Raw genomic sequence first — 23382 nt, 5'->3', positions numbered from 1 at the left:
TATTTGACTGTGGGGTAGTATGCGTCCCAAACTCGTCGTAGGTAACTGGAAGATGAACGGCAGCCGCGAAGCGAACGCCGCGCTGCTCACCGGTATTCTCGCAGGCCTCGAAGGCAGCGCCGCCGCATGCGCGGTCTGCGTGCCGTCTCCCTATCTCTTCCAGTGCGAACAACTGCTTCAGGGCAGCAAGCTCGCCTGGGGCGCCCAGGACGTCTCGACCCAGCCGGGCGGCGCCTTCACCGGAGAGGTGGCGGCGTCGATGCTGCTCGATTTCCATTGCCGCTATGTGATCGTCGGCCACTCCGAGCGCCGCGCCTACCATGGCGAGTCGAACGCGCTGGTGGCGCGCAAGGCGCAGGCGGCGCTGGACGCCGGCCTGACCCCGATCGTCTGCGTCGGCGAGACCCTGGGCGAGCGCGAGGCAGGGGAGACCAATGCCGTGGTCGGCGCCCAGCTGGACGCCGTGCTGGAACTGCTGGGCAAGGACGCGATCGCCAAGATCGTCGTCGCCTACGAGCCGGTCTGGGCGATCGGCACCGGCAAGACCGCGACCCCGGCCATGGCGCAGGAAGTCCATGCCCAGTTGCGCACCCAGCTGCGTGCCTGCAACGCCGTGGCGGCGGAATCCATCGCCATCCTTTACGGCGGCAGCATGAAGCCGGACAATGCCGCAGACCTGATGGCCCAGGCCGACATCGACGGCGGCCTGATCGGCGGCGCCGCCCTGAAGGCGGAAGATTTCCTGGCAATCATCCGCGCAGCCAGCTAAGTACCCGATGCACCGAATTTGAAACGCCGTAGTAGAAGTTAAACCTGTCCTTGGAAATGGAATTGCAATGAACACCTTGTTCAATCTGATTATTGTCGTGCAGGTCATCTCGGCCCTGGCCATCATCGGCCTGGTGCTGGTCCAGCACGGCAAGGGCGCCGACATGGGCGCGGCCTTCGGCTCGGGCGCCTCCGGCAGCCTGTTCGGCGCCTCGGGCTCGTCGAACTTCCTGTCGAAGTCGACCGCCGTGGCCGCCGCCGTGTTCTTCGCCTCGACCCTGGCCCTGGCCTACAACAGCAACAGCCGCAGCACCGGTCCGGACGAAGGCGTGATGGGCCGCGTGACCGTGCCGTCGAGCCAGGCGCCTGCCACCGGCGTGCCGGCGAATGCGGGCGCGAATGTGCCGGCGACCGCGCCGGCCCCGGCTGCACCGGCCGCTCCGGCTGCCGATGTGCCGAGCCTGCCGGCGAACCAGGCTGCTCCGGCGGCTCCGGCTACGAAGTAATCGGTAGGGTGGACGGCTTTGCCGTCCACGCGGTGATAGACGGCGTCTGCTTTGCGCGCACGGGCCGGCAAACGTGATTTGAGCGCGTGGACGGGAGACCCGTCCACCCTACGAAGATGAGCCGTGCCATTCCCCGCAAGCGGTAGCGAAGCGCCCAAACCATCATGTCAGCTCGACATTGGTTTGGTGAATAAAAGGCTGGCGTGCGCGCCAGTTTGCAAATAGCGGTAGAATGCGGCCTCGCGGGAGATCCTCCCCGCGCAAGGCACGCGGCGATGAATGGCCGGCACCGGCCCTCGACTGTGGTGACTGCTCCGGCATGCGAATGACGGGCATCTTCCAAAAGTTGAGAAATTGCGAAATATCCTTGTAGTAGCGCAATTTGTGCATTGAAAAAATGTAGTAAAGCAGGGTAAAATACTGGTCTCCAGCCGACGTGGTGAAATTGGTAGACACGCTATCTTGAGGGGGTAGTGGCGCAAGCTGTGCGAGTTCGAGTCTCGCCGTCGGCACCAAGATATGAAGAGCCAGCAAGGGCGATGAGCAACCGCTCTCCTGCCTGAGCTGGCTTTTTTGCGAGGATCAGTCGTACGATCCTGGTGGCAACCATCGAGGACTCAGAAACACCTTATCACTTAGGTGATTCGAGTCGTCCAGCCAGGTTCGCGCGACTCGGCGCTGCATCCCCCGCAGTGTTTCATTAACCGATCGTTCAAATAGGCTTCATCGTGAACCTCGAAAATTATTTCCCCGTTCTTCTCTTTATCCTGATTGGCGTTGGCGTCGGTGTCGCCCCGCAGGTGCTCGGCCGTCTGCTCGGTCCGCACCGTCCCGATGCCGCCAAGCTGTCCCCGTATGAATGCGGCTTCGAAGCCTTCGAAGACGCGCGCATGAAGTTCGACGTCCGGTACTACCTGGTCGCGATCCTGTTTATTTTGTTTGATCTGGAAACGGCATTCTTCTTCCCATGGGGCGTCTCGATGCGCGAACTGGGCTGGACCGGTTTCGTCACGATGATGGTGTTCATCGCCGAATTCGTCGTCGGTTTCTGGTACATCTGGAAGAAAGGTGCCCTTGATTGGGAATAAGCCATGGCAATTGAAGGCGTATTAAACGAAGGTTTCATTACCACCACAGCCGATAAGCTGATCAACTGGGCGCGCACGGGATCGATGTTCCCGATGACGTTCGGCCTGGCATGCTGCGCGGTCGAGATGATGCATGTGGGCGCTGCCCGCTACGATCTCGACCGCTTTGGCATTGTGTTCCGCCCATCGCCGCGCCAGTCGGACGTCATGATCGTCGCCGGCACGCTGTGCAACAAGATGGCTCCCGCACTGCGCAAGGTCTACGACCAGATGGCCGAGCCGCGCTGGGTCATCTCGATGGGTTCCTGCGCCAACGGCGGCGGCTACTACCACTACTCGTACTCGGTGGTGCGCGGCTGCGACCGCATCGTCCCCGTCGACGTCTACGTGCCGGGCTGTCCGCCGACCGCGGAAGCGCTCCTGTACGGCATCATGCAGCTGCAAAACAAGATCAAGCGCACCAATACCATCGCGCGCTAAAAACAGCGATTTACCATGACGACAAAACTCGAAACCCTCGAACTCGCCCTGAAAAATGCACTGGGCGAGGGCGCCGCAATCAGTTCGGCGCTGGGTGAAGTGACTGTGGTGGTCAAGGCCGCCGACTACATCAAGTCGATGCAGGCCCTGCGCGACGACCCGAGCCTGCGCTTCGAAGAACTGATCGACCTGTGCGGCGTCGACTACTCGCAATACGGCGAGGGCACCTGGGACGGCCTGCGCTTCGCGGTCGTGACCCACCTGCTCTCGATCGAACACAACTGGCGCGTGCGCGTGCGCGTGTTCTGCCCGGACGACGACATGCCGCTGGTGGAATCGGTCACCGGCATCTGGCGCGCCGCCAACTGGTACGAGCGCGAAGCCTTCGACCTGTACGGCATCCTGTTCGACGGCCACGGCGACCTGCGCCGCATCCTGACCGACTACGGCTTCATCGGCCACCCGTTCCGCAAGGACTTCCCGATCTCGGGCTATGTCGAGATGCGCTACGACCCTGAACAGAAACGCGTGATCTACCAACCCGTGACGATCGAGCCGCGCGAGAACATCCCGCGCGTGATCCGCGAAGAAACCTACGGGACGAAATAATGGCTGAGCTTAAGAATTACACCCTGAACTTTGGTCCGCAGCACCCGGCAGCGCACGGGGTGCTGCGCCTGGTGCTGGAACTCGACGGCGAAGTGATCCAGCGCGCCGACCCGCACATCGGCCTGCTGCACCGCGCGACCGAGAAGCTGGCGGAAACCCGCACCTACCTGCAGTCGGTTCCCTACATGGACCGCCTGGACTACGTCTCGATGATGTGCAACGAGCACGGCTACGTGCTGGCGGTCGAAAAGCTGCTGGGCATCGAAGCGCCGCTGCGCGCGCAGTACATCCGCGTGATGTTCGACGAGATCACCCGTATCCTGAACCACCTGATGTGGCTGGGCGCGCACGCGCTCGACATCGGCGCCATGGGTCCCTTCCTGTACGCCTTCCGCGACCGTGAAGACCTGTTCGACGTCTACGAGGCGGTGTCGGGCGCGCGCATGCACGCGGCCTACTACCGCCCGGGCGGCGTCTACCGCGACCTGCCGGACCGCATGCCGCAGCACCGCGAATCGCCGATCCGCTCGAAGAAGGCGATCGACGAACTGAACCGCGATCGCCAAGGTTCGGTGCTCGACTTCATCGATGCGTTCACCAAGCGTTTCGACGGCTATGTCGACGAATACGAGACCCTGCTGACCGATAACCGCATCTGGAAGCAGCGCACGGTCGGCATCGGCGTGGTCTCGCCGGAAGACGCGAAAGCCATGGGCTTCACCGGCGCCATGCTGCGCGGCTCGGGCATCGCCTGGGACCTGCGCAAGCAGCAGCCGTATGCCGTCTACGACAAGATGGACTTCGACATCCCGGTCGGCACCAACGGCGACTCCTACGACCGCTACCTGGTGCGCATCGAAGAGATGCGCCAGTCGAACCGCATCATCAAGCAGTGCGTGAAGTGGCTGGCCGCGAACCAGGGCCCGGTGATGATCGACAACAACAAGATCGCACCGCCGAGCCGCATGGACATGAAGTCCAACATGGAATCGCTGATCCACCACTTCAAGCTGTTCACCGAAGGCTTCCACGTGCCGGAAGGCGAGGCCTATGCGGCGGTCGAGCACCCGAAGGGCGAGTTCGGCATCTACATCGTTTCGGACGGTGCCAACAAGCCCTACCGCCTGAAGATCCGTACCCCGGACTATGCCCACCTGCAGAGCCTGGACGAAATGGCGCGCGGCCACATGATCGCCGACGCCGTCACCATCATCGGCACGCAGGACATCGTGTTCGGCAGTATCGACAGGTAAGAAGGACGCAAGATTATGCTATCGCAGGAAACCTACAAGAAGATCGATCGTGAGCTGGCCAAGTACCCAGCCGATCAACGCCAGTCGGCCGTGATGGCCTCGCTGGCCCACGCCCAGGTCGAACTGGGCTGGCTGTCGCCCGAGACCATGCAGGAAATCGCCGACTACATCGGCATGCCGGCCATCGCCGTGCAGGAAGTGGCGACCTTCTACAACATGTACAACATCAAGCCGGTCGGCAAGCACAAGATCACCGTGTGCACCAACCTGCCATGCGCGCTGTCGGGCGGCGAACGCGCCGGCCAGCGCCTGAAGGACAAGCTGGGCATCGATTACCGCGACACCACCGCTGACGGCCAGTTCACCCTGATCGAAGGCGAGTGCATGGGCGCGTGCGGCGACGCACCGGTCATGCTGGTGAATAACCATCGCATGTGCTCGTTCATGAGCGACGAGAAGATCGACGCCCTGGTAGAGGAACTCAAGAAATGACCAGCCTGCACGACCGTCACATCAATCCCCTGATCCTGAAGGATCTGAACGGCGACAACTGGCGCCTGGCCGACTACGTCAAGCGTGGCGGCTATTCGGCGCTGCGCCGCATCATCGAAGAGAAGATCGCGCCGGAAGCCATCATCGCCGACCTGAAGACCTCCGGCCTGCGCGGCCGCGGCGGTGCGGGCTTCCCGACCGGCCTGAAGTGGAGCTTCATGCCGCGCCAGTTCCCGGGCCAGAAATACCTCGTCTGCAATACCGACGAAGGCGAACCGGGCACGTTCAAGGACCGCGACATCATCCGCTACAACCCGCACGCGCTGATCGAAGGCATGGCCATCGGCGCCTACGCGATGGGCATCACCGTGGGCTACAACTACATCCACGGCGAGATCTTCCAGGAATACCTGCGCTTCGAGGAAGCGCTGGAAGAGGCGCGCGCCGCCGGCTTCCTGGGCGACAAGATCATGGGTTCGGAATTCTCGTTCCAGCTACACGCCCACCACGGCTACGGCGCCTACATCTGCGGCGAAGAAACCGCGCTGCTCGAGTCGCTCGAAGGCAAGAAGGGCCAGCCGCGCTTCAAGCCGCCGTTCCCGGCCTCGTTCGGCCTGTACGGCAAGCCGACCACGATCAACAACACCGAGACCTTCGCGGCCGTTCCCTTCATCCTGAACATGGGTGCCGAGAACTACATGGGCCTCGGCAAGCCGAACAACGGCGGCACCAAGATCTTCTCGATCTCGGGCGACGTCGAGCGTCCAGGCAACTACGAAGTCCCGCTGGGCACCCCGTTCGCCAAGCTGATGGAGCTGGCCGGCGGCATGCGCGGCGGCAAGAAGATCAAGGCGGTCATTCCAGGCGGTTCCTCGGCCCCGGTGATCCGCGGCGAAGTCATGATGGACACCGACCTCGACTACGATTCGATCGCCAAGGCCGGCTCGATGCTGGGCTCGGGCGCCGTGATCGTCATGGACGAGACCCGCTGCATGGTCAAGTCCCTGCTGCGCCTCTCGTATTTCTATTACGAAGAGTCCTGCGGCCAGTGCACCCCGTGCCGTGAAGGCACCGGCTGGATGTACCGCATGGTCCACCGCATCGAGCACGGCAAGGGCCGTCCGGAAGACATGGACCTGCTGAACAACATCGCCTTCAACATCAAGGGCCGCACCATCTGCGCCCTGGGCGACGCCGCGGCGATGCCGGTCGAAGCGATGATCAAGAACTTCCGCGAGGAATTCGAATATCACATCGAGCACAAGCACTGCCTCGTGCCCGCATACCTTTAAACCAGGTCAGGTAACGATCAAATGGTTGAAATTGAATTAGACGGCAAGAAAGTCGAAGTCGCACCAGGTTCCATGGTGATGGACGCCGCAAACAAACTCGGGACCTATATCCCGCACTTCTGCTATCACAAGAAATTGTCGATCGCAGCGAACTGCCGCATGTGCCTGGTCGAAGTGGAGAAGGCGCCGAAGCCGATGCCTGCCTGCGCGACCCCGGTCTCGCCGGGCATGATCGTGCGCACCCACAGCGACAAGGCGGTGCAGGCGCAGAAGTCGGTGATGGAGTTCCTCCTCATTAACCACCCGCTGGATTGCCCGATCTGCGACCAGGGCGGCGAATGCCAGCTGCAAGACCTGGCCGTCGGCTACGGCAAGAGCGGCTCGCGCTACGAAGAAGAGAAGCGCGTGGTGGCCCCGAAAGAGGCCGGCCCGCTGATCTCGATGGAAGAGATGTCGCGCTGCATCCAGTGCACCCGTTGCGTGCGCTTCGGCCAGGAAGTGGCCGGCGTGATGGAGTTCGGCATGGTCGGCCGCGGCGAGCATTCGGAAATCACCACCTTCGTCGGCAAGACCGTCGACTCCGAAGTGTCGGGCAACATGATCGACCTGTGCCCGGTCGGCGCGCTGACCTCCAAGCCGTTCCGCTACACCGCGCGTCCGTGGGAACTGCAGCGCCGCAAGTCGGTCTCGCCGCACGATTCGCTGGGCTCGAACCTGATCGTCCAGGTCAAGGGCGGCAAGGTCATGCGCGTGCTGCCGCTGGAAAACGAAGCCATCAACGAATGCTGGATCTCGGACAAGGACCGCTTCTCGTACGAGGCGCTGGACAATGCCGACCGCCTGGTCAACCCGATGATCAAGCAGGGCGGCGTATGGCAGGAAACCGACTGGCAGACCGCGCTGGAATACGTGGCCCACGGCCTGCGTAACATCCGCCACGAGCACGGCGCCGACAGCATCGCCGCCGTCGCCACCGCCAGCTCGACCCTGGAAGAGCTTTACCTGCTGAACAAGGCCGTGCGCGGCATCGGTTCGGACAACATCGACTTCCGCCTGCGCCAGAGCGACTTCGCCCTGACCGGCCAGGTCACCCCGTGGCTGGGCATGCCGATCGCCGCACTGAGCAAGCTCAAGCGCGCCCTGGTCATCGGCTCGAACCTGCGCCAGGACCATCCGCTGGTCGCCACCCGCCTGCGCGCCGCCACCAAGGCCGGCGCCAAGCTGTCGCTGGTGGGCGCGTCGGACACCGACCTCCTGATGCCGGTCGCGAACAAGCTGATCGCCGGTCCGGCCGACTGGCTGGCGGCCCTGTCCGAAGTGGTCGTGGCGGTTGCCGCGGCCAAGGGCGTGGCTGCACCAGCCGGCTTTGACGGCATCGAAGCCGGCAACGCCGCCAAGGGCATCGCCGCCTCGCTGGTCGTCTCCGGCGACATCGAGCTGCCGGGCGCCGTCCTGCTGGGCAATGCCGCGGGCAACCACCCGCAAGCCTCGAAGATCCACGCCGCGGCGCAATGGATTGCCGAAGCGACCGGCTGCAGCTTCGGCTACCTGGTCGAAGGCGCCAACACCGTGGGCGGCTACCTGGTGGGCGCGACTTCCGGCAAGAACGAAGCCGTGTTCGCAGCGCCGAAGAAAGCCTACGTGCTGCTGCACGCCGAGCCGGAACTGGATGCGGCCAACCCGCAGCAGGCCCTGGCAAGCCTGCAGGGCGCCGAGATGGTCGTGGTCATGTCGCCGTTCAAGCACGGCATGGACTACGCCGACGTGCTGCTGCCGGTCTCGCCGTTCACCGAGACCGCCGGCACCTTCGTGAACTGCGAAGGCCGCGCACAGAGCTTCAACGGCACCGTTCGTCCGCTGGGCGAGACCCGTCCGGCCTGGAAAGTGCTGCGCGTGCTGGGCAACCTGCTGGGCCTGACCGGCTTCGACTACGAGACCTCGGAAGCGATCCGCGACGAAGCGCTGGGCAAGGGCAACACCGACCTGTCCGCCAAGCTGGGCAACGCCGCCAGGCTGGCGCCTAGCGCCGGCACCTACGCCGGCGCCGGCCAGCTCGAGCGCGTCACCGACGTGCCGGTCTACTTCACCGACGCGCTGGCGCGCCGTTCCGAGCCGCTGCAGCGCACCGCAGCCTCGAACGCCGCGCTGGTCACGCTGTCGAAAGCCGTCGCCGAACAGATCGGCGTGAAGGCGGGCGACACCGTCAAGGTAACCCAGGGTTCCGGCAGCGCCGTCCTGGTGGCCGACGTGGATGCACGCCTGCCGTCGAACGCCGTGCGCGTCGCCGCCGGCCACCGCGCGGTCGCCACGCTGGGCGCCATGTTCGGTGCTATCCAAGTTGAAAAAGCAGGGGAGGGCAAGTAATGGCAACGCCCGGTTATATCGATAGTTTCTATGAATTTGGCGCTGCCAGCCCGATCGCGCCCGTGTGGCCGCTGATCTGGACCGTCCTGAAAATCGTGGTGGTGCTGCTGCCGCTGATGGGCCTGGTCGCCTACCTGACCCTGTGGGAGCGCAAGCTGATCGGCTGGATCCAGATCCGCGTGGGCCCGAACCGCGTAGGTCCGGGCGGCCTGCTGCAGCCGATCGCCGACGCGCTCAAGCTGCTGCTCAAGGAAATCGTCATCCCGACGAAAGCCACCCGCAGCCTGTTCGTGATCGGTCCGATCATGACCATCATGCCGGCCCTGGCCGCCTGGTCGGTCGTGCCTTTCGGCCCGCAAGCGGCGCTGGCCAACGTCAACGCCGGCTTGCTGCTGCTGCTCGCGATCACCTCGATGGAAGTCTACGGCATCATCATCGCCGGCTGGGCCTCGAACTCGAAGTACTCCTTCATGGGTGCGATGCGCGCCTCGGCCCAGATGATTTCCTACGAAATCCCGATGGGCTTCGTGATGGTCGTGGTGCTGATGGTGTCGGGCAGCCTGAACTTCTCGGACATCGTGGCCGGGCAGGGCGTGGGCATGTTCGCCGACATGGGCGTGACTTTCCTGTCGTGGAACTGGCTGCCGCTGCTGCCGCTGTTCGTCATCTACTTCGTGTCCGGCCTGGCCGAATGCAACCGCCACCCGTTCGACGTGGTGGAAGGCGAGTCGGAGATCGTCGCCGGCCACATGGTCGAGTACTCGGGCATGTCCTACGCGATGTTCATGCTGGCCGAATACGCCAACATGATCCTGATCGCGACCCTGGCCTCGATCATGTTCCTGGGCGGCTGGCAAGCGCCGTTCGGCTTCCTGGAATTCGGCCCGGTCGGCGGCTTCTTCTGGCTGTTCGCGAAGATGTTCGCGCTGGTCTCGATGATGATCTGGGTCCGCGGCACCTTCCCGCGCTACCGCTATGACCAGATCATGCGCCTGGGCTGGAAAGTCTTCATCCCGCTGACCCTGATCTGGCTCGTCCTGGTGGCTGCCGTGATGCAGACGCCCTGGAACATTTGGAAGTAAGGAAGCAGAAATCAAATGAATCGAGTTAAAGAAATCCTCGGCAGCCTGATGCTGTCCGAACTCTTCAAGGGCCTGGCCCTGACCGGCAAGTACGCGCTGTCGCGCAAGATCACGGTCCAGTACCCGGAAGAGAAGACCCCGATGTCGAACCGCTTCCGGGGCCTGCACGCCCTGCGCCGCTACCCCAACGGGGAAGAGCGCTGCATCGCCTGCAAACTGTGCGAAGCGGTCTGCCCGGCAATGGCGATCACGATCGAATCGGCGCAGCGCGACGACGGCACCCGCCGCACCACGCGCTACGACATCGACCTCACCAAGTGCATCTTCTGCGGCTTCTGCGAAGAGTCCTGCCCGGTCGACTCGATCGTGGAAACCCACGTGCTGGAATACCACGGCGAAAAGCGCGGCGATCTCTACTACACCAAAGAGATGCTGCTGGCCGTGGGCGACCGCTACGAAGCCGATATCGCCGCCGCCCGCGAGGCGGACGCGCGCTATCGCTAATGCACGCTAACAATAAGAGGCTCCTGGGTTAGTCATGGAATTTACAACTGCTTTGTTCTACGTGTTCGCGGCCGTGATGGTGCTGGCCAGCCTGCGCGTCATCACCGCCAAGAACCCGGTCCACGCCGCGCTGTTCCTGGTGCTCGCGTTCTTCAACGCCGCCGGCATCTGGCTGCTGCTGAAGGCCGAGTTCCTCGCCATCGTGCTGGTGCTGGTCTATGTCGGCGCCGTCATGGTGCTGTTCCTCTTCGTCGTCATGATGCTCGACATTAATATCGACCGCATGCGCGAAGGCTTCTGGGGTCACCTGCCGCTCGCTTCCGGCATCGGTGCCCTGATCGTGCTCGAGATGGCAGCCGTCCTGTGGCGCGGTTTCCTCGACTTCGAGCAGTCGCCAGCCGCGGCTGCCGCCAACATCGGCGGCACCAAGGAACTGGGCCTCTTGATCTACACCAAGTACATCTACGGCTTCGAGATCGCCGCCGTGATCCTGCTGGTGGCGATCATCGCCGCAGTCGCCCTGACCCTGCGCAAGCGCAAGGACACCAAAGCAATCGACCCGGGCCTCGCGGTTCGCGTCAAGCGTAACGACCGCCTGCGCATCGTCAAGGTGGAAGCGGTCAACCAGCGCGCCATCGATGCTGCCAACGCCGAGAAGGCCGCCGCTGCCGCCGCCGCTGCTGCACCCAAGGAGGCACAATGACTTTGTCGCTCGCACACTACCTGGTCCTGGGCGCGATCCTGTTCGCGATCTCGGTGATCGGTATTTTCCTGAACCGGAAGAACATCATCATCCTGCTGATGGCCATCGAACTGATGCTGCTGGCGGTGAACCTCAACTTCGTCGCGTTCTCCCATTACCTGGGCGACGCGGCGGGGCAGATCTTCGTGTTCTTCATCCTGACCGTCGCGGCCGCCGAATCGGCGATCGGCCTGGCGATCCTGGTGGTCCTGTTCCGTAACCTGGACACGATCAACGTGGAAGACCTCGACAGCCTGAAGGGCTGACGGTCTCGCTTGATAAACAATAACGAATAAGGTTCAACATGGCGGGGCAAATTCTCAACCCTAATCTCTTACTGGCGGTGCCCCTGGCGCCGCTCGCGGGCTCGGCGATCGCCGGCCTGCTGGGCACCAAGTTCTTCGGCAACGTGGTCGGCCGCAAGGTGTCGCATACCGCGACCATCCTCGGCGTGGCGATCGCGCTGGTCATCTCCGTGATGACCCTGATGGACGTGCTGGACGGCGCGACCTTCAACGGCGATATCTACACCTGGATGACGGTCGGCACGCTCAAGATGGCGGTCGGCTTCCAGATCGATACGCTGTCGGCGATGATGATGTGCGTGGTGACCTCGGTGTCGCTGATGGTCCACATCTACACGATCGGCTACATGGCCGAGGACGAAGGCTACAACCGCTTCTTCTCGTACATCTCGCTGTTCACCTTCTCGATGCTGATGCTGGTCATGTCCAACAACTTCCTCCAGCTGTTCTTCGGCTGGGAAGCGGTGGGCCTGGTCTCGTATCTCCTGATCGGCTTCTGGTACACCCGTCCGACCGCGATCTTCGCGAACATGAAGGCCTTCCTGGTCAACCGCGTGGGCGACTTCGGCTTCATCCTGGGCATCGGCCTCCTGCTGGCGGCCTCGGGCACCATGCAGTACAACGAAGTCTTCGCGCAAGCCGACAAGCTGGCCGGCATGACCGTGCCTGGCCTGGGTTGGCCGCTCCTGACCGCCGCCTGCATCTGCCTGTTCATCGGCGCGATGGGTAAATCGGCGCAGTTCCCGCTGCACGTCTGGCTGCCGGACTCGATGGAAGGCCCGACCCCGATCTCGGCGCTGATCCACGCCGCGACCATGGTTACCGCCGGCATCTTCATGGTGTCGCGCATGTCGCCGCTGTTCGAGCTGTCGGACGCCGCGCTGTCCTTCGTGATCGTGATCGGCGCCATCACCGCGCTGTTCATGGGCTTCCTGGGCATCATCCAGAACGACATCAAGCGCGTTGTGGCTTATTCCACGCTTTCTCAGCTGGGCTACATGACCGTCGCGCTGGGCGCCTCGGCCTACTCGGTAGCCGTGTTCCACCTGATGACCCACGCCTTCTTCAAGGCGCTGCTGTTCCTAGGCGCGGGTTCGGTCATCATCGGCATGCACCACGACCAGGACATGCGCAACATGGGCGGCCTGCGCAAGTACATGCCGATCACCTGGATCACCTCGCTGCTCGGCTCGCTGGCCCTGATCGGCACCCCGTTCTTCGCCGGTTTCTACTCGAAGGACTCGATCATCGAAGCGGTGCACGCCTCGAACATCCCGGGCGCGGGCTTCGCCTACTTCGCGGTGCTGGCCGGGGTCTTCGTGACCGCCTTCTACTCGTTCCGCATGTACTTCATGGTCTTCCATGGCGAATCGCGCTGGAACAATCCGCAGCCGCACAGCGAAGGCCACGACTCGGATGCGCACCATGAAGAAGACGAGCATGGCGACGACCATCACCACCACGGCCTGCAGCCGGGCGACAAGCCGCACGAGTCGCCGTGGGTCGTGACCCTGCCGCTGGTCCTGCTGGCGATCCCGTCGGTCATCATCGGCTACATCGCGATCGGCCCGATGCTGCATGGCGACTTCTTCAACAACGTGATCTTCGTCGGCGAGAACCACCCGGCGATGGAAACCCTGCGCGAAGAGTTCCACGGCGCCGCCGGCATGGCGATCCATGGCCTGCAGACCGCACCGTTCTGGCTGGCCCTGGCCGGCGTGGCGCTGGCTTACTACTGCTACATGATCAACCCGCGCGTGCCGGCCTGGTTCTATGCCAAGTTCAAGCCGCTGCACACCCTGCTGGACAACAAGTACTACATGGACAAGTTCAACCAGTTCGTGTTCGCCGGCGGCGCGCGCGCCGTGGGCGGCGGCCTGTGGAAAGTGGGCGACCGCGGCCTGATCGACGGCCTGATCGTCAACGGCTCGGCCAAGCTGGTGGGCTGGTTCTCGGGCATCACCCGTACCGCCCAGACCGGCTACATCTACCACTACGCGTTCGTCATGATCGCGGGCGTGGTTGGAGCCCTGCTGTACTTCTTCCCGTTCTGGCGCGGTTAATCAGAGGCAGAGAAAACAAACATGATGCAGTCAACGATTTCTACATTTCCACCGTACCTGAGCCTGGCGATCTGGCTTCCGATCGTCTTCGGCCTGATCGTACTGGCCGTCGGCCGCGACAAGAATGCGGGCCTGGTCCGCATGCTGTCGCTGGTCGGCGCCGTGGTCAGCTTCCTGCCGACCCTGCCGCTGATCGCCAACTTCGACAATGCCGCCCACGGCATGCAGTTCTATGAAGCGGCCGCCTGGATCGAACGCTTCAATGTGTTCTACAAGCTGGGCGTGGACGGCCTGTCGCTGTGGTTCGTCCCGCTGACCGCCTTCATCACCATCATCGTGGTGCTGGCGGCATGGCAGGTGATCGAGGAGCGCGTGGCCCAGTACATGGGTTCCTTCCTGATCCTGTCGGGCCTGATGATCGGCGTGTTCTGCGCCATGGACGGCCTGCTGTTCTACTTCTTCTTCGAAGCCACCCTGATCCCGATGTACATCATCATCGGCGTGTTCGGCGGCCCGAACCGTGTGTACGCGGCATTCAAGTTCTTCCTGTACACCTTCTTCGGCTCGCTGCTGACCCTGGTCGCGATCATCTACCTGTACAACCTGTCGGGTTCCTTCGACATCCTCGAGTGGCACCGCCTGCCGCTGACGATGAACGAGCAGGTGCTGATCTTCATCGCCTTCTTCATGGCCTTCGCCGTGAAGGTTCCGATGTGGCCGGTGCACACCTGGCTGCCGGACGCCCACGTGGAAGCGCCGACCGGCGGTTCCGTGGTGCTGGCCGCGATCATGCTGAAGCTGGGCGCCTACGGTTTCCTGCGTTTCTCCCTGCCGATCACCCCGGACGCCTCGCACTACCTGGCCCCGGTCGTCATCGTGCTGTCCCTGATCGCCGTGATCTACATCGGCCTGGTGGCTCTGGTCCAGAAGGACATGAAGAAACTGGTGGCTTACTCGTCGATCGCCCACATGGGCTTCGTCACCCTGGGCTTCTTCATGTTCAACGACCTGGGCGTGCAGGGCGGTCTGATGCAGTCGATCTCGCACGGCTTCGTGTCGGGCGCGATGTTCCTCTGCATCGGCGTGCTCTACGACCGCGTCCACTCGCGTGAAATCGCGGATTATGGTGGCGTGGTCAACACGATGCCGAAGTTCGCCGCCTTCGCCGTGCTGTTCTCGATGGCCAACGCCGGCCTGCCGGCCACCTCGGGCTTCATCGGCGAGTTCATGGTCATCCTGGGCGCCGTCGAGTTCAACTTCTGGACCGGCCTGCTGGCTGGCACCGCCCTGATCCTGGGCGCGGCCTACTCGCTGTGGATGGTCAAGCGCGTCATCTTCGGTTCCATCGTCCACAAGCACGTGGCCGAGCTGACCGACCTGAACGGCCGCGAGTTCGCCATCCTGGGCGTCCTGGCCATCGCCACCCTGTGGATGGGCCTGTACCCGGCCCCGATCGCCGAAACCCTGCAGACCTCGGTCACCGACCTGCTGCAGCACGTTGCAGTCAGCAAGCTGCCTTAATATCGCCATGAACGAAATGACTACGACTTTGCAAGCGGCGACCGACGTCAACCTGGCGCCGGTCTATGCTGAAATCTTCCTCTTGATCGCGGCGTCCGCGATCCTGCTGATCGACATGTTCCTGAAGGAGGGCAAGCGCACCCTGACCTACGCGCTGACCCTCCTGAGCATCGCCGGCTGCGCCGTGCTGACCATGGCCGACTTCAACGCCGGCGCGACCGTGTACACCTTCAATGGCATGTACGTGGCCGACCCGATGTCGAACCTGCTCAAGCTGTTCACCTACCTGGCCACCGCCATGACCCTTGTGTATTCGCGCCAGTACGCGGGCGACCGCAGCATGATGTCGGGTAACCTGGGCGGCGAGTTCTACGTGCTCGCGCTGTTCTCGATGCTGGGCCAGATGATCATGATCTCGGGTAACAGCATGCTCTCGCTCTACCTGGGCCTGGAACTGATGTCGCTCTCGCTGTACGCCCTCGTGGCCCTGCGCCGCGACCACGCCGTGTCGACCGAAGCCGCGATGAAGTACTTCATCCTGGGCGCGCTCGCATCGGGCTTCCTGCTGTACGGCATCTCGATGATCTACGGCGCCACCGGTTCGCTGGACATCACCGCCATCGGTCAACTCACCGCGAACGCGGAAGCAGGCAACCGCACCATCCTGGTGTTCGGCCTGGTGTTCCTGGTGGCCGGCCTGGCCTTCAAGCTGGGCGTGGTGCCTTTCCACATGTGGGTGCCGGACGTCTACCAGGGTTCGCCGACCGCCGTGACCCTGCTGCTGGGCGGCGCACCGAAGCTGGCGACCTTCGCCATGGCGATCCGCGTGCTGGTCGAGGCGCTGCCCTCGGTGGCCTTCGACTGGCAGCAGATGCTGATGGTCCTGGCCGTGCTGTCGCTGGCCTTCGGTAACCTGACCGCGATCGCCCAGACCAACATCAAGCGCATGCTGGCCTACTCGACCATCGCGCAGATGGGCTTCGTCCTGCTCGCCATGGTGGTGGGCGTGGTCGACGGCAACACCGAGAACGCCGCCAGCGCCTACAGCGCCGCGATGTACTACGCCATCACCTACGTCCTGACCACGGTCGGCAGCTTCGGCCTGATCATGATGCTGGCGCGCGCCGGCCATGAAGCCGAGCACATCGTCGACTTCAAGGGCCTGGGCAAGCGTTCGCCGTGGTTCGCGATCGTCATGACCATCCTGATGTTCTCGCTGGCGGGCGTGCCGCCGATGGTCGGCTTCATGGCCAAGTGGGCCGTGCTGCAGGCCGTCGCCAACGCCGGCATGGTGTGGCTGGCCGTCGTCGCGGTGATGTTCTCGCTGATCGGCGCCTTCTACTACCTGCGCATCGTCAAGACCATCTGGTTCGACGAAGCGGTGGACACCAACGCGATCCACACCCCGGCCGACATGCGCGCCGTGATGTCGCTCAACGGCATCGCCGTGGTCGTGCTGGGTATCGTTCCGGGCTGGCTGCTGGCGGTGTGCTACACCACCATGCAGGCGACCCTCGCAAAATAAGCTGGTGGACGTTTCACTGGCAGTCTGGCTGGTGGTCGCCCTGAGTGTGGCGGCCGCCAACCTGCCTTTCCTCACCGAGCGCGTGTTCGGTTTCATTCCCCTGAAATCCACGCCCGGTGGCGGAGCGCACAACAAACGCTTCCCGCTGCGCCTGCTCGAGTTAATTGTCTTATACTTCCTTGTCGGCGCGGTAGCCCGGCTGCTGGAATCCCGGATCGGTGGCGCCTTCGCGCAGAACTGGGAATTCTATGCGGTGACCGGATGCCTGTTCCTCGTGCTGGCGTTTCCCGGATTTGTCTGGCGTTACCTGCGCAAGCGTCGCGCTTGAACGGCCTGCGGGCCGTTTTTTCGTTGGCGTTCAACGCGCGTTTGCATGTGGGTTTCGTTGCGCGATCGGGATACGCCGGTTGAACGCGTCGGCGGCAAAGCCGCCAATCCTACTGGAGTCTGCATGACCGTGGAATTGAAAGAAACCCGCCTCGACGGCGGCGTCGTCTACGATGGTCCCTTCCTGAAAGTCGAACGCGACCGCATCCGCCTGCCGAACGGTGCGGAAAGCCATCGCGAATTCATCCGCCACCCCGGTGCCGTCGTGATCCTGCCGCTGCTGCCCGACGGCCGCGTGCTGCTCGAGCGCCAGTTCCGCTATCCGAATTCCCAGGTCTTCATTGAATTCCCGGCCGGGAAGATCGACCCGGGCGAGGACCACCTGGACTGCGCCAAGCGCGAGCTGGAAGAGGAAACCGGCTACACGGCGGCCAAGTGGCGCTTCGTCTGCACCATCCACAACGCGATCGCCTATTCGGACGAGCACCTCGAACTGTTCCTGGCCGAAGACCTGACCGCCGGCGAGCAGAAGCTCGACGAGGGCGAATTCCTCGAGACCTTCACGGCCACGGTTCCCGAACTGCTGGGCATGGTCCAGCGCGGCGAGATCACCGACGTCAAGACGATCATCGGGACCTTCTGGCTGGAAAAGATCCTCTCGGGCAGCTGGACGCCGGCTTGAAGCGATGAAGCCGCTGCCTGCGCTCCTGCTGACCTGCTCGCTGGTGGCGCAGGAAGCGGCGGCGCAGGCGCGTACGCCCTTGCAGGCCCGCTGCGAGGACACGCTCGAGCGCGCGGTGTCGGTGGTCGTCAGCCGCCAGCAGGGCTACCGCATCGACCACACCCGCTCCTACCATGACCTGACACGCCTGAAGGGCGGGGCGCGCGCCAACGCCTGGGTGCTCGGCCTGACCCATACCGAGTCGCGGGTCGGCATCAAGGTAGGCGGGCGCATGCTGAGCGATCCCGCCAGCGGCTACGAATGCATCGCGGCCCGTGTCGAGGTCAGCCTGACCTACCTGCCGATCGTCGTCTACATCGGACGCGAGTTTCCCGCGGGTTCCTGCGCCTACCAGGAGGTGCTGGCGCACGAGATGCGTCACCTCAACACCTACCTCGACTACCTGCCCAAGGCCGAGGCCAGGGTGCGCGCCGCGCTGGCCCAGCGCTTCGAAGCCAAGCCCCTGTATGCGCGCCTGGGCCAGGCGCAATCCCTGCTCCAGCGCGAGATCGACAGCGGCTGGATGGCCTATATTAAAAGCGAGATGGCGCGTGTCGAAAGCCTTCAGGCGGCGATCGATTCGCCGCAGGAATACGCCCGCCTCGGCAAGGTTTGCGCAGGTGAGGTACAGTCTCTGATTAAACAGGCAAGACGAAGCAAGACCTAATGACGAACACAGCAATTCAGCGCCAGGACCCACGCTACGTGGCCCTGATTCCGGCGGCCGGGGTCGGCGCGCGCATGGCCGCCGGCAGCCCCAAGCAGTACCTGCCGATCAACGGCAAGCCCATGCTGCGCCACACGCTCGACGCCTTCCTGTCCAGCCCCCTGATCGCCCACACCTATGTCGTGGTCAGCCTCGGCGACGCCTACATCGACGGCATCCTGCCGGAGCAGGGCGTGACTGTGCTGCGCTGCGGCGGCGCGACCCGCATGGAGTCGATCCGCAACGGCCTGCGCCAGCTGGGCGGCACGCTCACCGAGCACGACTGGGTGCTGGTCCATGACGCGGCCCGCCCGGGCCTGAACGCCGGGCTGATCGCGCGCCTCATCCAAGAGACGGGCGACGATCCGGTCGGCGGCCTGCTGGCCCTGCCGGTGGTCGACACCGTGAAGCGCAGCGTGGCCGGGGAGGTCACGACCGTGCCGCGCGACAGCCTGTGGCTGGCCCAGACCCCGCAGATGTTCCGCCACCGCCTGCTGCTGCGCGCACTCGACGCGGCCACCGACCCGGAAGCGATCACCGATGACGCCAGTGCGGTTGAAGCGCTCGGACTGGCCCCCAAGTTAGTGGAAGGACATCCCTGCAACCTGAAGGTGACGCTGCCGGCCGACATCCGGATCGCCGAGATGTACCTGGCGGCGTCGCAACCGACTGAGAAGAACTGAGAAGATATGGCACTCGCATCCTACAATCCCACTCCGCCTTTCCGCATCGGAACCGGCTACGACTGCCACGCGCTGGTCGAAGGGCGCAAGCTCATCGTCGGCGGCGTGACGATTCCCCACCGCCTGGGCCTGCTCGGCCACTCGGACGCCGACGTGCTGCTGCACGCGATCATCGACGCCATGCTGGGCGCGGCCGCGCTGGGCGATATCGGCAAGCACTTCCCCGATACCGACCCCATGTTCGCGGGCGCCGATTCGCGCACCCTGCTGCGCGAGGTGGCCCACCGCGTGCTGAACGCCGGCTACACCATCGGCAACATCGACGCGACCATCATCGCGCAGGCGCCCAAGATGGCGCCGCACATCCCCCAGATGGTGTCGCGCATCGCCGAGGACGTGGGGGTGTCGCCGCAGCAGGTCAACATCAAGGCCAAGACCAATGAGAAGCTCGGCTTCCTGGGGCGGGAAGAGGGCATGGCGGCGGAGGCGGTGGCGCTCTTGATTCGGGCGGAATGATGCCTTCGGTGCAATTGCGTGTAATTGCACTATAATTCGTAGGATAGACGGCTTTCTCGTCCACGCGGCGATTGTTAACGGCTCCGATCTCGGCCTCGATGATCTTGCCGCCAACGATCACCGCGTGGACGTTCGTAACTCGGACCATTGGCCCAAGTGACCCCGCCCACCCTACGTTTAGGCTTTCGCAGGAGACAGCATGACGAGCACCGCCCAACCCGAGATGACCCCGCGCGCCGCCTGGGCCCTGATCCTGGCCGCCAGCGCCATCCTGATGATCACCATGGGCGCGCGCCTGACTACCGGCCTGTTCCTGTCTCCCATCAATACCGCCACCGGCCTCGGCATCGCCTCGATCAGCTTCGCCATGGCCGTCGCCCAGCTCCTGTGGGGCGCTTCGCAACCCATCTTCGGCGCCGTCGCCGACAAGTACGGCCCCGGCCGCGTGCTGGTGCTGGGCGGCGTGATGCTGGCCGTGGGCACGGCCGCCACGCCCTTCATGAGCAGCGAGTGGGGCCTGATCTTCAGCATGGGCGTGCTGTCGGCCGCGGGCGCCGGCGCGGGCAGCTTCTCGATCCTGATCGGCGCCACCGCCCAGCGCCTGCCGGCCTCGCGCCGCGCCTTCGCCTCGGGCTTCATCAATGCCGGCGGCTCCTTCGGCCAGTTCGTGTTCGCCCCGCTGATGCAGGCCATCATCGCCGGCGCCGGCTGGGTCTGGGCCATGCTGACCATGGCCGCCGCCACCTTGCTGACCATTCCCCTGTCCTGGCCGCTGCGCCGCAAGAAGGCGACGGCATCGCCCACCATCAGCAGCACGGCCATTCCGCTGCCCGCTGCGATCTCGCTCACCGAACAGCTGCGCCAGGCCATGCGCGACCGCAGCTACCTGTGCCTGCACGCGGGTTTCTTCACCTGCGGCTTCCACATCGCCTTCCTGGTCACCCACCTGCCGGGCGAGGTTGCCCTGTGCGGCCTGCCGGCCGGCGTCTCGGCCACCGCGCTGGCCCTGATCGGCCTGTTCAACATCCTGGGCAGCCTGCTGGCCGGCGCGCTCTCGTCGCGCTACCGCATGAAGCACCTGCTGGCCATCATCTACGGCAGCCGCGCCCTGATCATCGTCGCCTACCTCATGGCGCCCAAGACCGCCTGGACCTTCTACATCATGGCCGCGGCGCTGGGCTTCACCTGGCTGGCCACGGTGCCGCCGACCGCCGGGCTGGTGGGCAAGCTGTTCGGCATGCGCTACCTGGCGACCCTGTTCGGCCTCACCCTGCTGTCGCACCAGATCGGCGGCTTCTTCGGCGCCTGGCTGGGTGGCCTGTCCTTCGTGCACAGCGGCGACTACACCTGGATGTGGTACGCCGACATCCTGCTGGCCCTGGCCGCCGCCCTGGTCAACCTGCCGATCCGCGAGGCGGCGCCGCGGCAGGCGGCCGGCCTCGCCCCGGCGCAAGGCTGAGCATGGCGCGCGAGGCCTGGGCCTACCGCGACGTGGCGGTCGAGTCGGTGCTGGATCCGCGCAGCGGCCGCCTGCGCATCCGTCCCGTGCCGGGCCAGGCCTACGCGACCAGCCTGCGCGTGCAGTGTGCGCGCGCGCTCACCGATCCGGAGCGCTACCCGGCGGGGACGCGCTTCCTGCTGTCGGCCAAGCTGACCGACCGCCAGGGCGGCGAACCCTTCCTGTATGCCTGGCACGGCGACCCGGTGCGGGTGCTGGACAAGCGCGAAGCCGCCGTCTTCCTCGAGCAGTACCGCCGCCTGCGCCTGTGAACCCGATCCGGCGGCAACGCGCCGCCGCAAAAATGCTTATCATCATGGCTCCACCACCGCACACACGGAAAGGAGCACCATGGCAACCAGGAATATCGCCGTCATCGTCGGCAGCCTGCGCAAGGAGTCGTTCAGCCGCAAGGTCGCCAACACCCTGATCGAGCTGGCCCCCGCATCGCTGCAGATGGAGATCGTCGAACTGCGCGACCTGCCGATGTATAACGAGGACGACGAAACGGCCGACCCGCCGGCCGCCTTCACGGCCTTCCGCGAACGCATCCGCCAGGCCGACGGCGTCCTGTTCTGCACCCCCGAATACAACCGCTCCATTCCCGGCGTCCTGAAGAACGCCATCGATGTCGGCTCGCGCCCCTACGGCAAGGCCGCCTGGACCGGCAAGCCCTGCGCCATCGTCAGCGTCTCGCCCGGCGCGCTGGGCGCCTTCGGCGCCAACCACCACCTGCGCCAGACCCTGCCTTTCCTGCAGATGCCGGCCTTGCCGGCCGAGGCCTACCTGGGCGGCATCGCGGCCAAGTTCGACGGCGCCCGCATGACGGACGACTCGACCCGCGCCTTCCTGCAGGCCTATGTCGACAACTTCGCCGCCTGGGTGGAACGCCATGCAGCCCGCTGAGGGCCACGCCATTCCGGTGCGCGGGCTCGACCACATCGTGCTGCGCGTGACCGACCTGGATCGCATGGTCGGCTTCTACGGCCAGGTGCTGGGCTGCCCGGTCGAGCGCCGCCAGGACGAGATCGGCCTGGTCCAGCTGCGCGCCGGCAGCGCCCTGATCGACCTGGTGCCGGTGACGGGCAAGCTGGGCCGCATGGGCGGGGCCGCGCCGGGTCCTGAGGGGCGCAACCTCGATCACCTGTGCCTGCGCGTCGAGCCTTTCAGCGAGGCCGCGATCCGCGCCCACCTGGCGGCGCACGGCGTCGATGCCGGTCCGGTCGAGCCGCGCTACGGCGCCGAAGGCGAGGGCCCTTCGATCTACCTGCAGGACCCCGAGGGCAACACGGTGGAGCTCAAGGGGCCGCCTTACCAATGAGCCCGCTGGGGACGCCGGCGCCCTCGGACCTGCCCGACGTGCTGGGCAGGCCCGCCGGCGGCTGGCGGCGCACGATGTTCGACGTCATCTTCGGCGTCGACACACCGGCAGGACGGCGCTTCGACATCGCCTTGGTGTGCGCCATCCTGCTCAGCATCCTGGTGGTGGTGCTGGACAGCGTGCCCGCGATCGGCAAGCGCTATGCGGGCCCGATGGCGGGGCTGGAATGGGCCTTCACCCTGCTGTTCACGGTCGAGTACCTGGCGCGCCTGGCCTGCGTCCGGCGCCCGCTGCGCTACGCCACCAGCTTCTACGGCGTGATCGACCTGATGTCGGTGCTGCCGACCTATTTCTCGCTGCTGGTGCCGGGCAGCGAACTGCTGATCGACATCCGCATCCTGCGCCTGCTGCGCGTGTTCCGCATCTTCAAGCTCACGCTCTACATCGAGGAATACACGCGCCTGGGCGAAGCCCTGGCGGCGAGCCGGCGCAAGATCCTGGTGTTCCTGTCGGTGGTGCTGATGCTGATCCTGATCCTCGGCACCGTGATGTACGTGGTCGAGGGGCCGGAGAACGGCTTCACCAGCATTCCGCTGTCGATGTACTGGGCCACGGTGACGATGACCACGGTCGGCTACGGCGACATCGCGCCCCAGACCACGCTGGGACGGACCATCGCCTCTTTCATGATGCTGCTGGGCTGGGGCATCCTGGCGGTGCCGACCGGCATCGTGACGGCCGAGATGACGGCGCGCCGCACCGACCGCCGCGGCGGCGAGGAAAGGCCGCGCCAGCCGGCGCGGGACTGCCCGGCTTGCGGCAGCGCGGGACATGAAGCGGCGGCCCGCTACTGCAAGGATTGCGGAGCGCAGCTGGAAGCCGGCTGAGGATGGGTTACCCCGGGGACGACCTCGGACTCGTTTGGCATACGTCAAGCTCCGCTCCGGGCGCGGGGCTAGCCTATCAGGCTCGTGCCGAATCGCCGGCGCCATGGACGCCGCCGGCACCCGTCCAAC

At 64.7% G+C, this 23382-nt stretch carries 27 protein-coding genes and 1 tRNA gene; 27 read left to right on the top strand and 1 reads right to left on the bottom strand.

Annotated features, from left to right (window positions below; all coding sequences use genetic code 11):
• The first annotated feature begins 19 nt into the window (after positions 1-19).
• Positions 20-769: a triose-phosphate isomerase gene (gene tpiA, locus KBW98_RS11250; protein ID WP_211520226.1), complete on the top strand. Its 750-nt coding sequence runs from the start codon at positions 20-22 to the stop codon at positions 767-769.
• Between the two features lie 67 nt (positions 770-836).
• Positions 837-1274 carry a preprotein translocase subunit SecG gene (secG, locus tag KBW98_RS11245; RefSeq protein ID WP_211520225.1) on the top strand — a complete coding sequence of 146 codons (438 nt, stop codon included), beginning with the start codon at positions 837-839 and terminating at the stop codon, positions 1272-1274.
• A 162-nt stretch (positions 1275-1436) separates the two neighbouring features.
• Here secG and KBW98_RS11240 read toward each other — a convergent pair whose 3' ends face one another.
• A complete protein-coding gene (locus tag KBW98_RS11240) occupies positions 1437-1730 on the bottom strand; it encodes a hypothetical protein (protein WP_211520224.1) in 294 nt (97 codons plus the stop codon).
• On the opposite strand from KBW98_RS11240, the gene KBW98_RS11235 reads away from it, so the two are divergent.
• The 25 genes from KBW98_RS11235 (at position 1705) to KBW98_RS11115 (ending at position 23253) form a co-directional block, all read left to right on the top strand.
• Positions 1705-1789, top strand: a tRNA-Leu gene (locus tag KBW98_RS11235). The genes KBW98_RS11240 and KBW98_RS11235 overlap by 26 nt on opposite strands.
• A 213-nt stretch (positions 1790-2002) precedes the next feature.
• A complete protein-coding gene (locus KBW98_RS11230) occupies positions 2003-2362 on the top strand; it encodes an NADH-quinone oxidoreductase subunit A (protein WP_026354735.1) in 360 nt (119 codons plus the stop codon).
• A gap of 3 nt (positions 2363-2365) precedes the next feature.
• Entirely contained in the window at positions 2366-2842 is a 477-nt protein-coding gene (locus KBW98_RS11225; RefSeq protein WP_020654624.1) for an NADH-quinone oxidoreductase subunit B family protein, read from the top strand.
• A 15-nt stretch (positions 2843-2857) separates the two neighbouring features.
• A complete protein-coding gene (locus KBW98_RS11220; RefSeq protein WP_211520223.1) occupies positions 2858-3451 on the top strand; it encodes an NADH-quinone oxidoreductase subunit C in 594 nt (197 codons plus the stop codon).
• Positions 3451-4704: an NADH-quinone oxidoreductase subunit D gene (locus KBW98_RS11215; RefSeq protein ID WP_211520222.1), complete on the top strand. Its 1254-nt coding sequence runs from the start codon at positions 3451-3453 to the stop codon at positions 4702-4704. Before KBW98_RS11220 ends, KBW98_RS11215 begins: the two co-directional genes overlap by 1 nt.
• Before the next feature lie 15 nt (positions 4705-4719).
• Positions 4720-5196: an NADH-quinone oxidoreductase subunit NuoE gene (gene nuoE / locus KBW98_RS11210; protein WP_211520221.1), complete on the top strand. Its 477-nt coding sequence runs from the start codon at positions 4720-4722 to the stop codon at positions 5194-5196.
• Positions 5193-6488 carry an NADH-quinone oxidoreductase subunit NuoF gene (nuoF, locus tag KBW98_RS11205; protein WP_211520220.1) on the top strand — a complete coding sequence of 432 codons (1296 nt, stop codon included), beginning with the start codon at positions 5193-5195 and terminating at the stop codon, positions 6486-6488. The genes nuoE and nuoF overlap by 4 nt, the downstream gene beginning before the upstream one ends.
• Before the next feature lie 21 nt (positions 6489-6509).
• Positions 6510-8852, top strand: a complete 2343-nt coding sequence (nuoG, locus tag KBW98_RS11200) for an NADH-quinone oxidoreductase subunit NuoG (protein WP_211520219.1) — start codon at positions 6510-6512, stop codon at positions 8850-8852.
• Positions 8852-9934, top strand: coding sequence for an NADH-quinone oxidoreductase subunit NuoH (nuoH, locus tag KBW98_RS11195; RefSeq protein WP_211520218.1), 1083 nt, complete (start codon positions 8852-8854; stop codon positions 9932-9934). Before nuoG ends, nuoH begins: the two co-directional genes overlap by 1 nt.
• Positions 9935-9949: 15 nt before the next feature.
• Positions 9950-10438: an NADH-quinone oxidoreductase subunit NuoI gene (gene nuoI / locus KBW98_RS11190; protein ID WP_211520217.1), complete on the top strand. Its 489-nt coding sequence runs from the start codon at positions 9950-9952 to the stop codon at positions 10436-10438.
• Positions 10439-10472: 34 nt separating this feature from the next.
• Positions 10473-11141, top strand: a complete 669-nt coding sequence (locus KBW98_RS11185; RefSeq protein WP_211520216.1) for an NADH-quinone oxidoreductase subunit J — start codon at positions 10473-10475, stop codon at positions 11139-11141.
• Positions 11138-11446, top strand: coding sequence for an NADH-quinone oxidoreductase subunit NuoK (nuoK, locus tag KBW98_RS11180; RefSeq protein WP_211520215.1), 309 nt, complete (start codon positions 11138-11140; stop codon positions 11444-11446). Before KBW98_RS11185 ends, nuoK begins: the two co-directional genes overlap by 4 nt.
• 38 nt (positions 11447-11484) lie before the next feature.
• Positions 11485-13548 (top strand): NADH-quinone oxidoreductase subunit L, encoded by a 2064-nt coding sequence (gene nuoL, locus KBW98_RS11175; protein WP_211520214.1) that lies wholly within the window; start codon positions 11485-11487, stop codon positions 13546-13548.
• Positions 13549-13569: 21 nt separating this feature from the next.
• On the top strand, positions 13570-15069 hold the full coding sequence (locus KBW98_RS11170; protein WP_211520213.1) for an NADH-quinone oxidoreductase subunit M: 1500 nt from the start codon (positions 13570-13572) through the stop codon (positions 15067-15069).
• Between the two features lie 16 nt (positions 15070-15085).
• Entirely contained in the window at positions 15086-16594 is a 1509-nt protein-coding gene (nuoN, locus tag KBW98_RS11165; protein WP_211520248.1) for an NADH-quinone oxidoreductase subunit NuoN, read from the top strand.
• 4 nt (positions 16595-16598) lie between these two features.
• Positions 16599-16922, top strand: coding sequence for a DUF2818 family protein (locus KBW98_RS11160; RefSeq protein ID WP_211520212.1), 324 nt, complete (start codon positions 16599-16601; stop codon positions 16920-16922).
• A gap of 123 nt (positions 16923-17045) precedes the next feature.
• Positions 17046-17603, top strand: a complete 558-nt coding sequence (locus KBW98_RS11155; protein WP_211520211.1) for an NUDIX domain-containing protein — start codon at positions 17046-17048, stop codon at positions 17601-17603.
• Between the two features lie 4 nt (positions 17604-17607).
• Positions 17608-18309: a hypothetical protein gene (locus tag KBW98_RS11150; protein ID WP_211520210.1), complete on the top strand. Its 702-nt coding sequence runs from the start codon at positions 17608-17610 to the stop codon at positions 18307-18309.
• Positions 18309-19031: a 2-C-methyl-D-erythritol 4-phosphate cytidylyltransferase gene (ispD, locus tag KBW98_RS11145; protein WP_211520209.1), complete on the top strand. Its 723-nt coding sequence runs from the start codon at positions 18309-18311 to the stop codon at positions 19029-19031. The genes KBW98_RS11150 and ispD overlap by 1 nt, the downstream gene beginning before the upstream one ends.
• 6 nt (positions 19032-19037) lie before the next feature.
• Complete coding sequence (gene ispF / locus KBW98_RS11140) at positions 19038-19547, top strand: 2-C-methyl-D-erythritol 2,4-cyclodiphosphate synthase (RefSeq protein WP_211520208.1); 510 nt, start codon at positions 19038-19040, stop codon at positions 19545-19547.
• A 199-nt stretch (positions 19548-19746) separates the two neighbouring features.
• Positions 19747-21006: an MFS transporter gene (locus KBW98_RS11135; protein ID WP_229429124.1), complete on the top strand. Its 1260-nt coding sequence runs from the start codon at positions 19747-19749 to the stop codon at positions 21004-21006.
• Between the two features lie 2 nt (positions 21007-21008).
• Positions 21009-21317 (top strand): hypothetical protein, encoded by a 309-nt coding sequence (locus KBW98_RS11130; protein WP_211520207.1) that lies wholly within the window; start codon positions 21009-21011, stop codon positions 21315-21317.
• Between the two features lie 79 nt (positions 21318-21396).
• On the top strand, positions 21397-21951 hold the full coding sequence (locus KBW98_RS11125; RefSeq protein ID WP_211520206.1) for an NADPH-dependent FMN reductase: 555 nt from the start codon (positions 21397-21399) through the stop codon (positions 21949-21951).
• The gene (locus tag KBW98_RS11120) at positions 21938-22366 is read left to right on the top strand and encodes a VOC family protein (RefSeq protein ID WP_211520205.1); all 429 of its coding nucleotides are present in this window, start codon (positions 21938-21940) and stop codon (positions 22364-22366) included. The genes KBW98_RS11125 and KBW98_RS11120 overlap by 14 nt, the downstream gene beginning before the upstream one ends.
• Entirely contained in the window at positions 22363-23253 is an 891-nt protein-coding gene (locus KBW98_RS11115) for an ion transporter (RefSeq protein WP_211520204.1), read from the top strand. Before KBW98_RS11120 ends, KBW98_RS11115 begins: the two co-directional genes overlap by 4 nt.
• Positions 23254-23382: the final 129 nt, after the last annotated feature.

This window comes from Massilia sp. ST3 (genome assembly GCF_018119405.1).
Classification (GTDB): domain Bacteria; phylum Pseudomonadota; class Gammaproteobacteria; order Burkholderiales; family Burkholderiaceae_D; genus Telluria.
The sequence above is the reverse complement of the archived record's forward strand: the minus strand, read 5'-3'. Positions and strand labels throughout refer to the sequence as shown.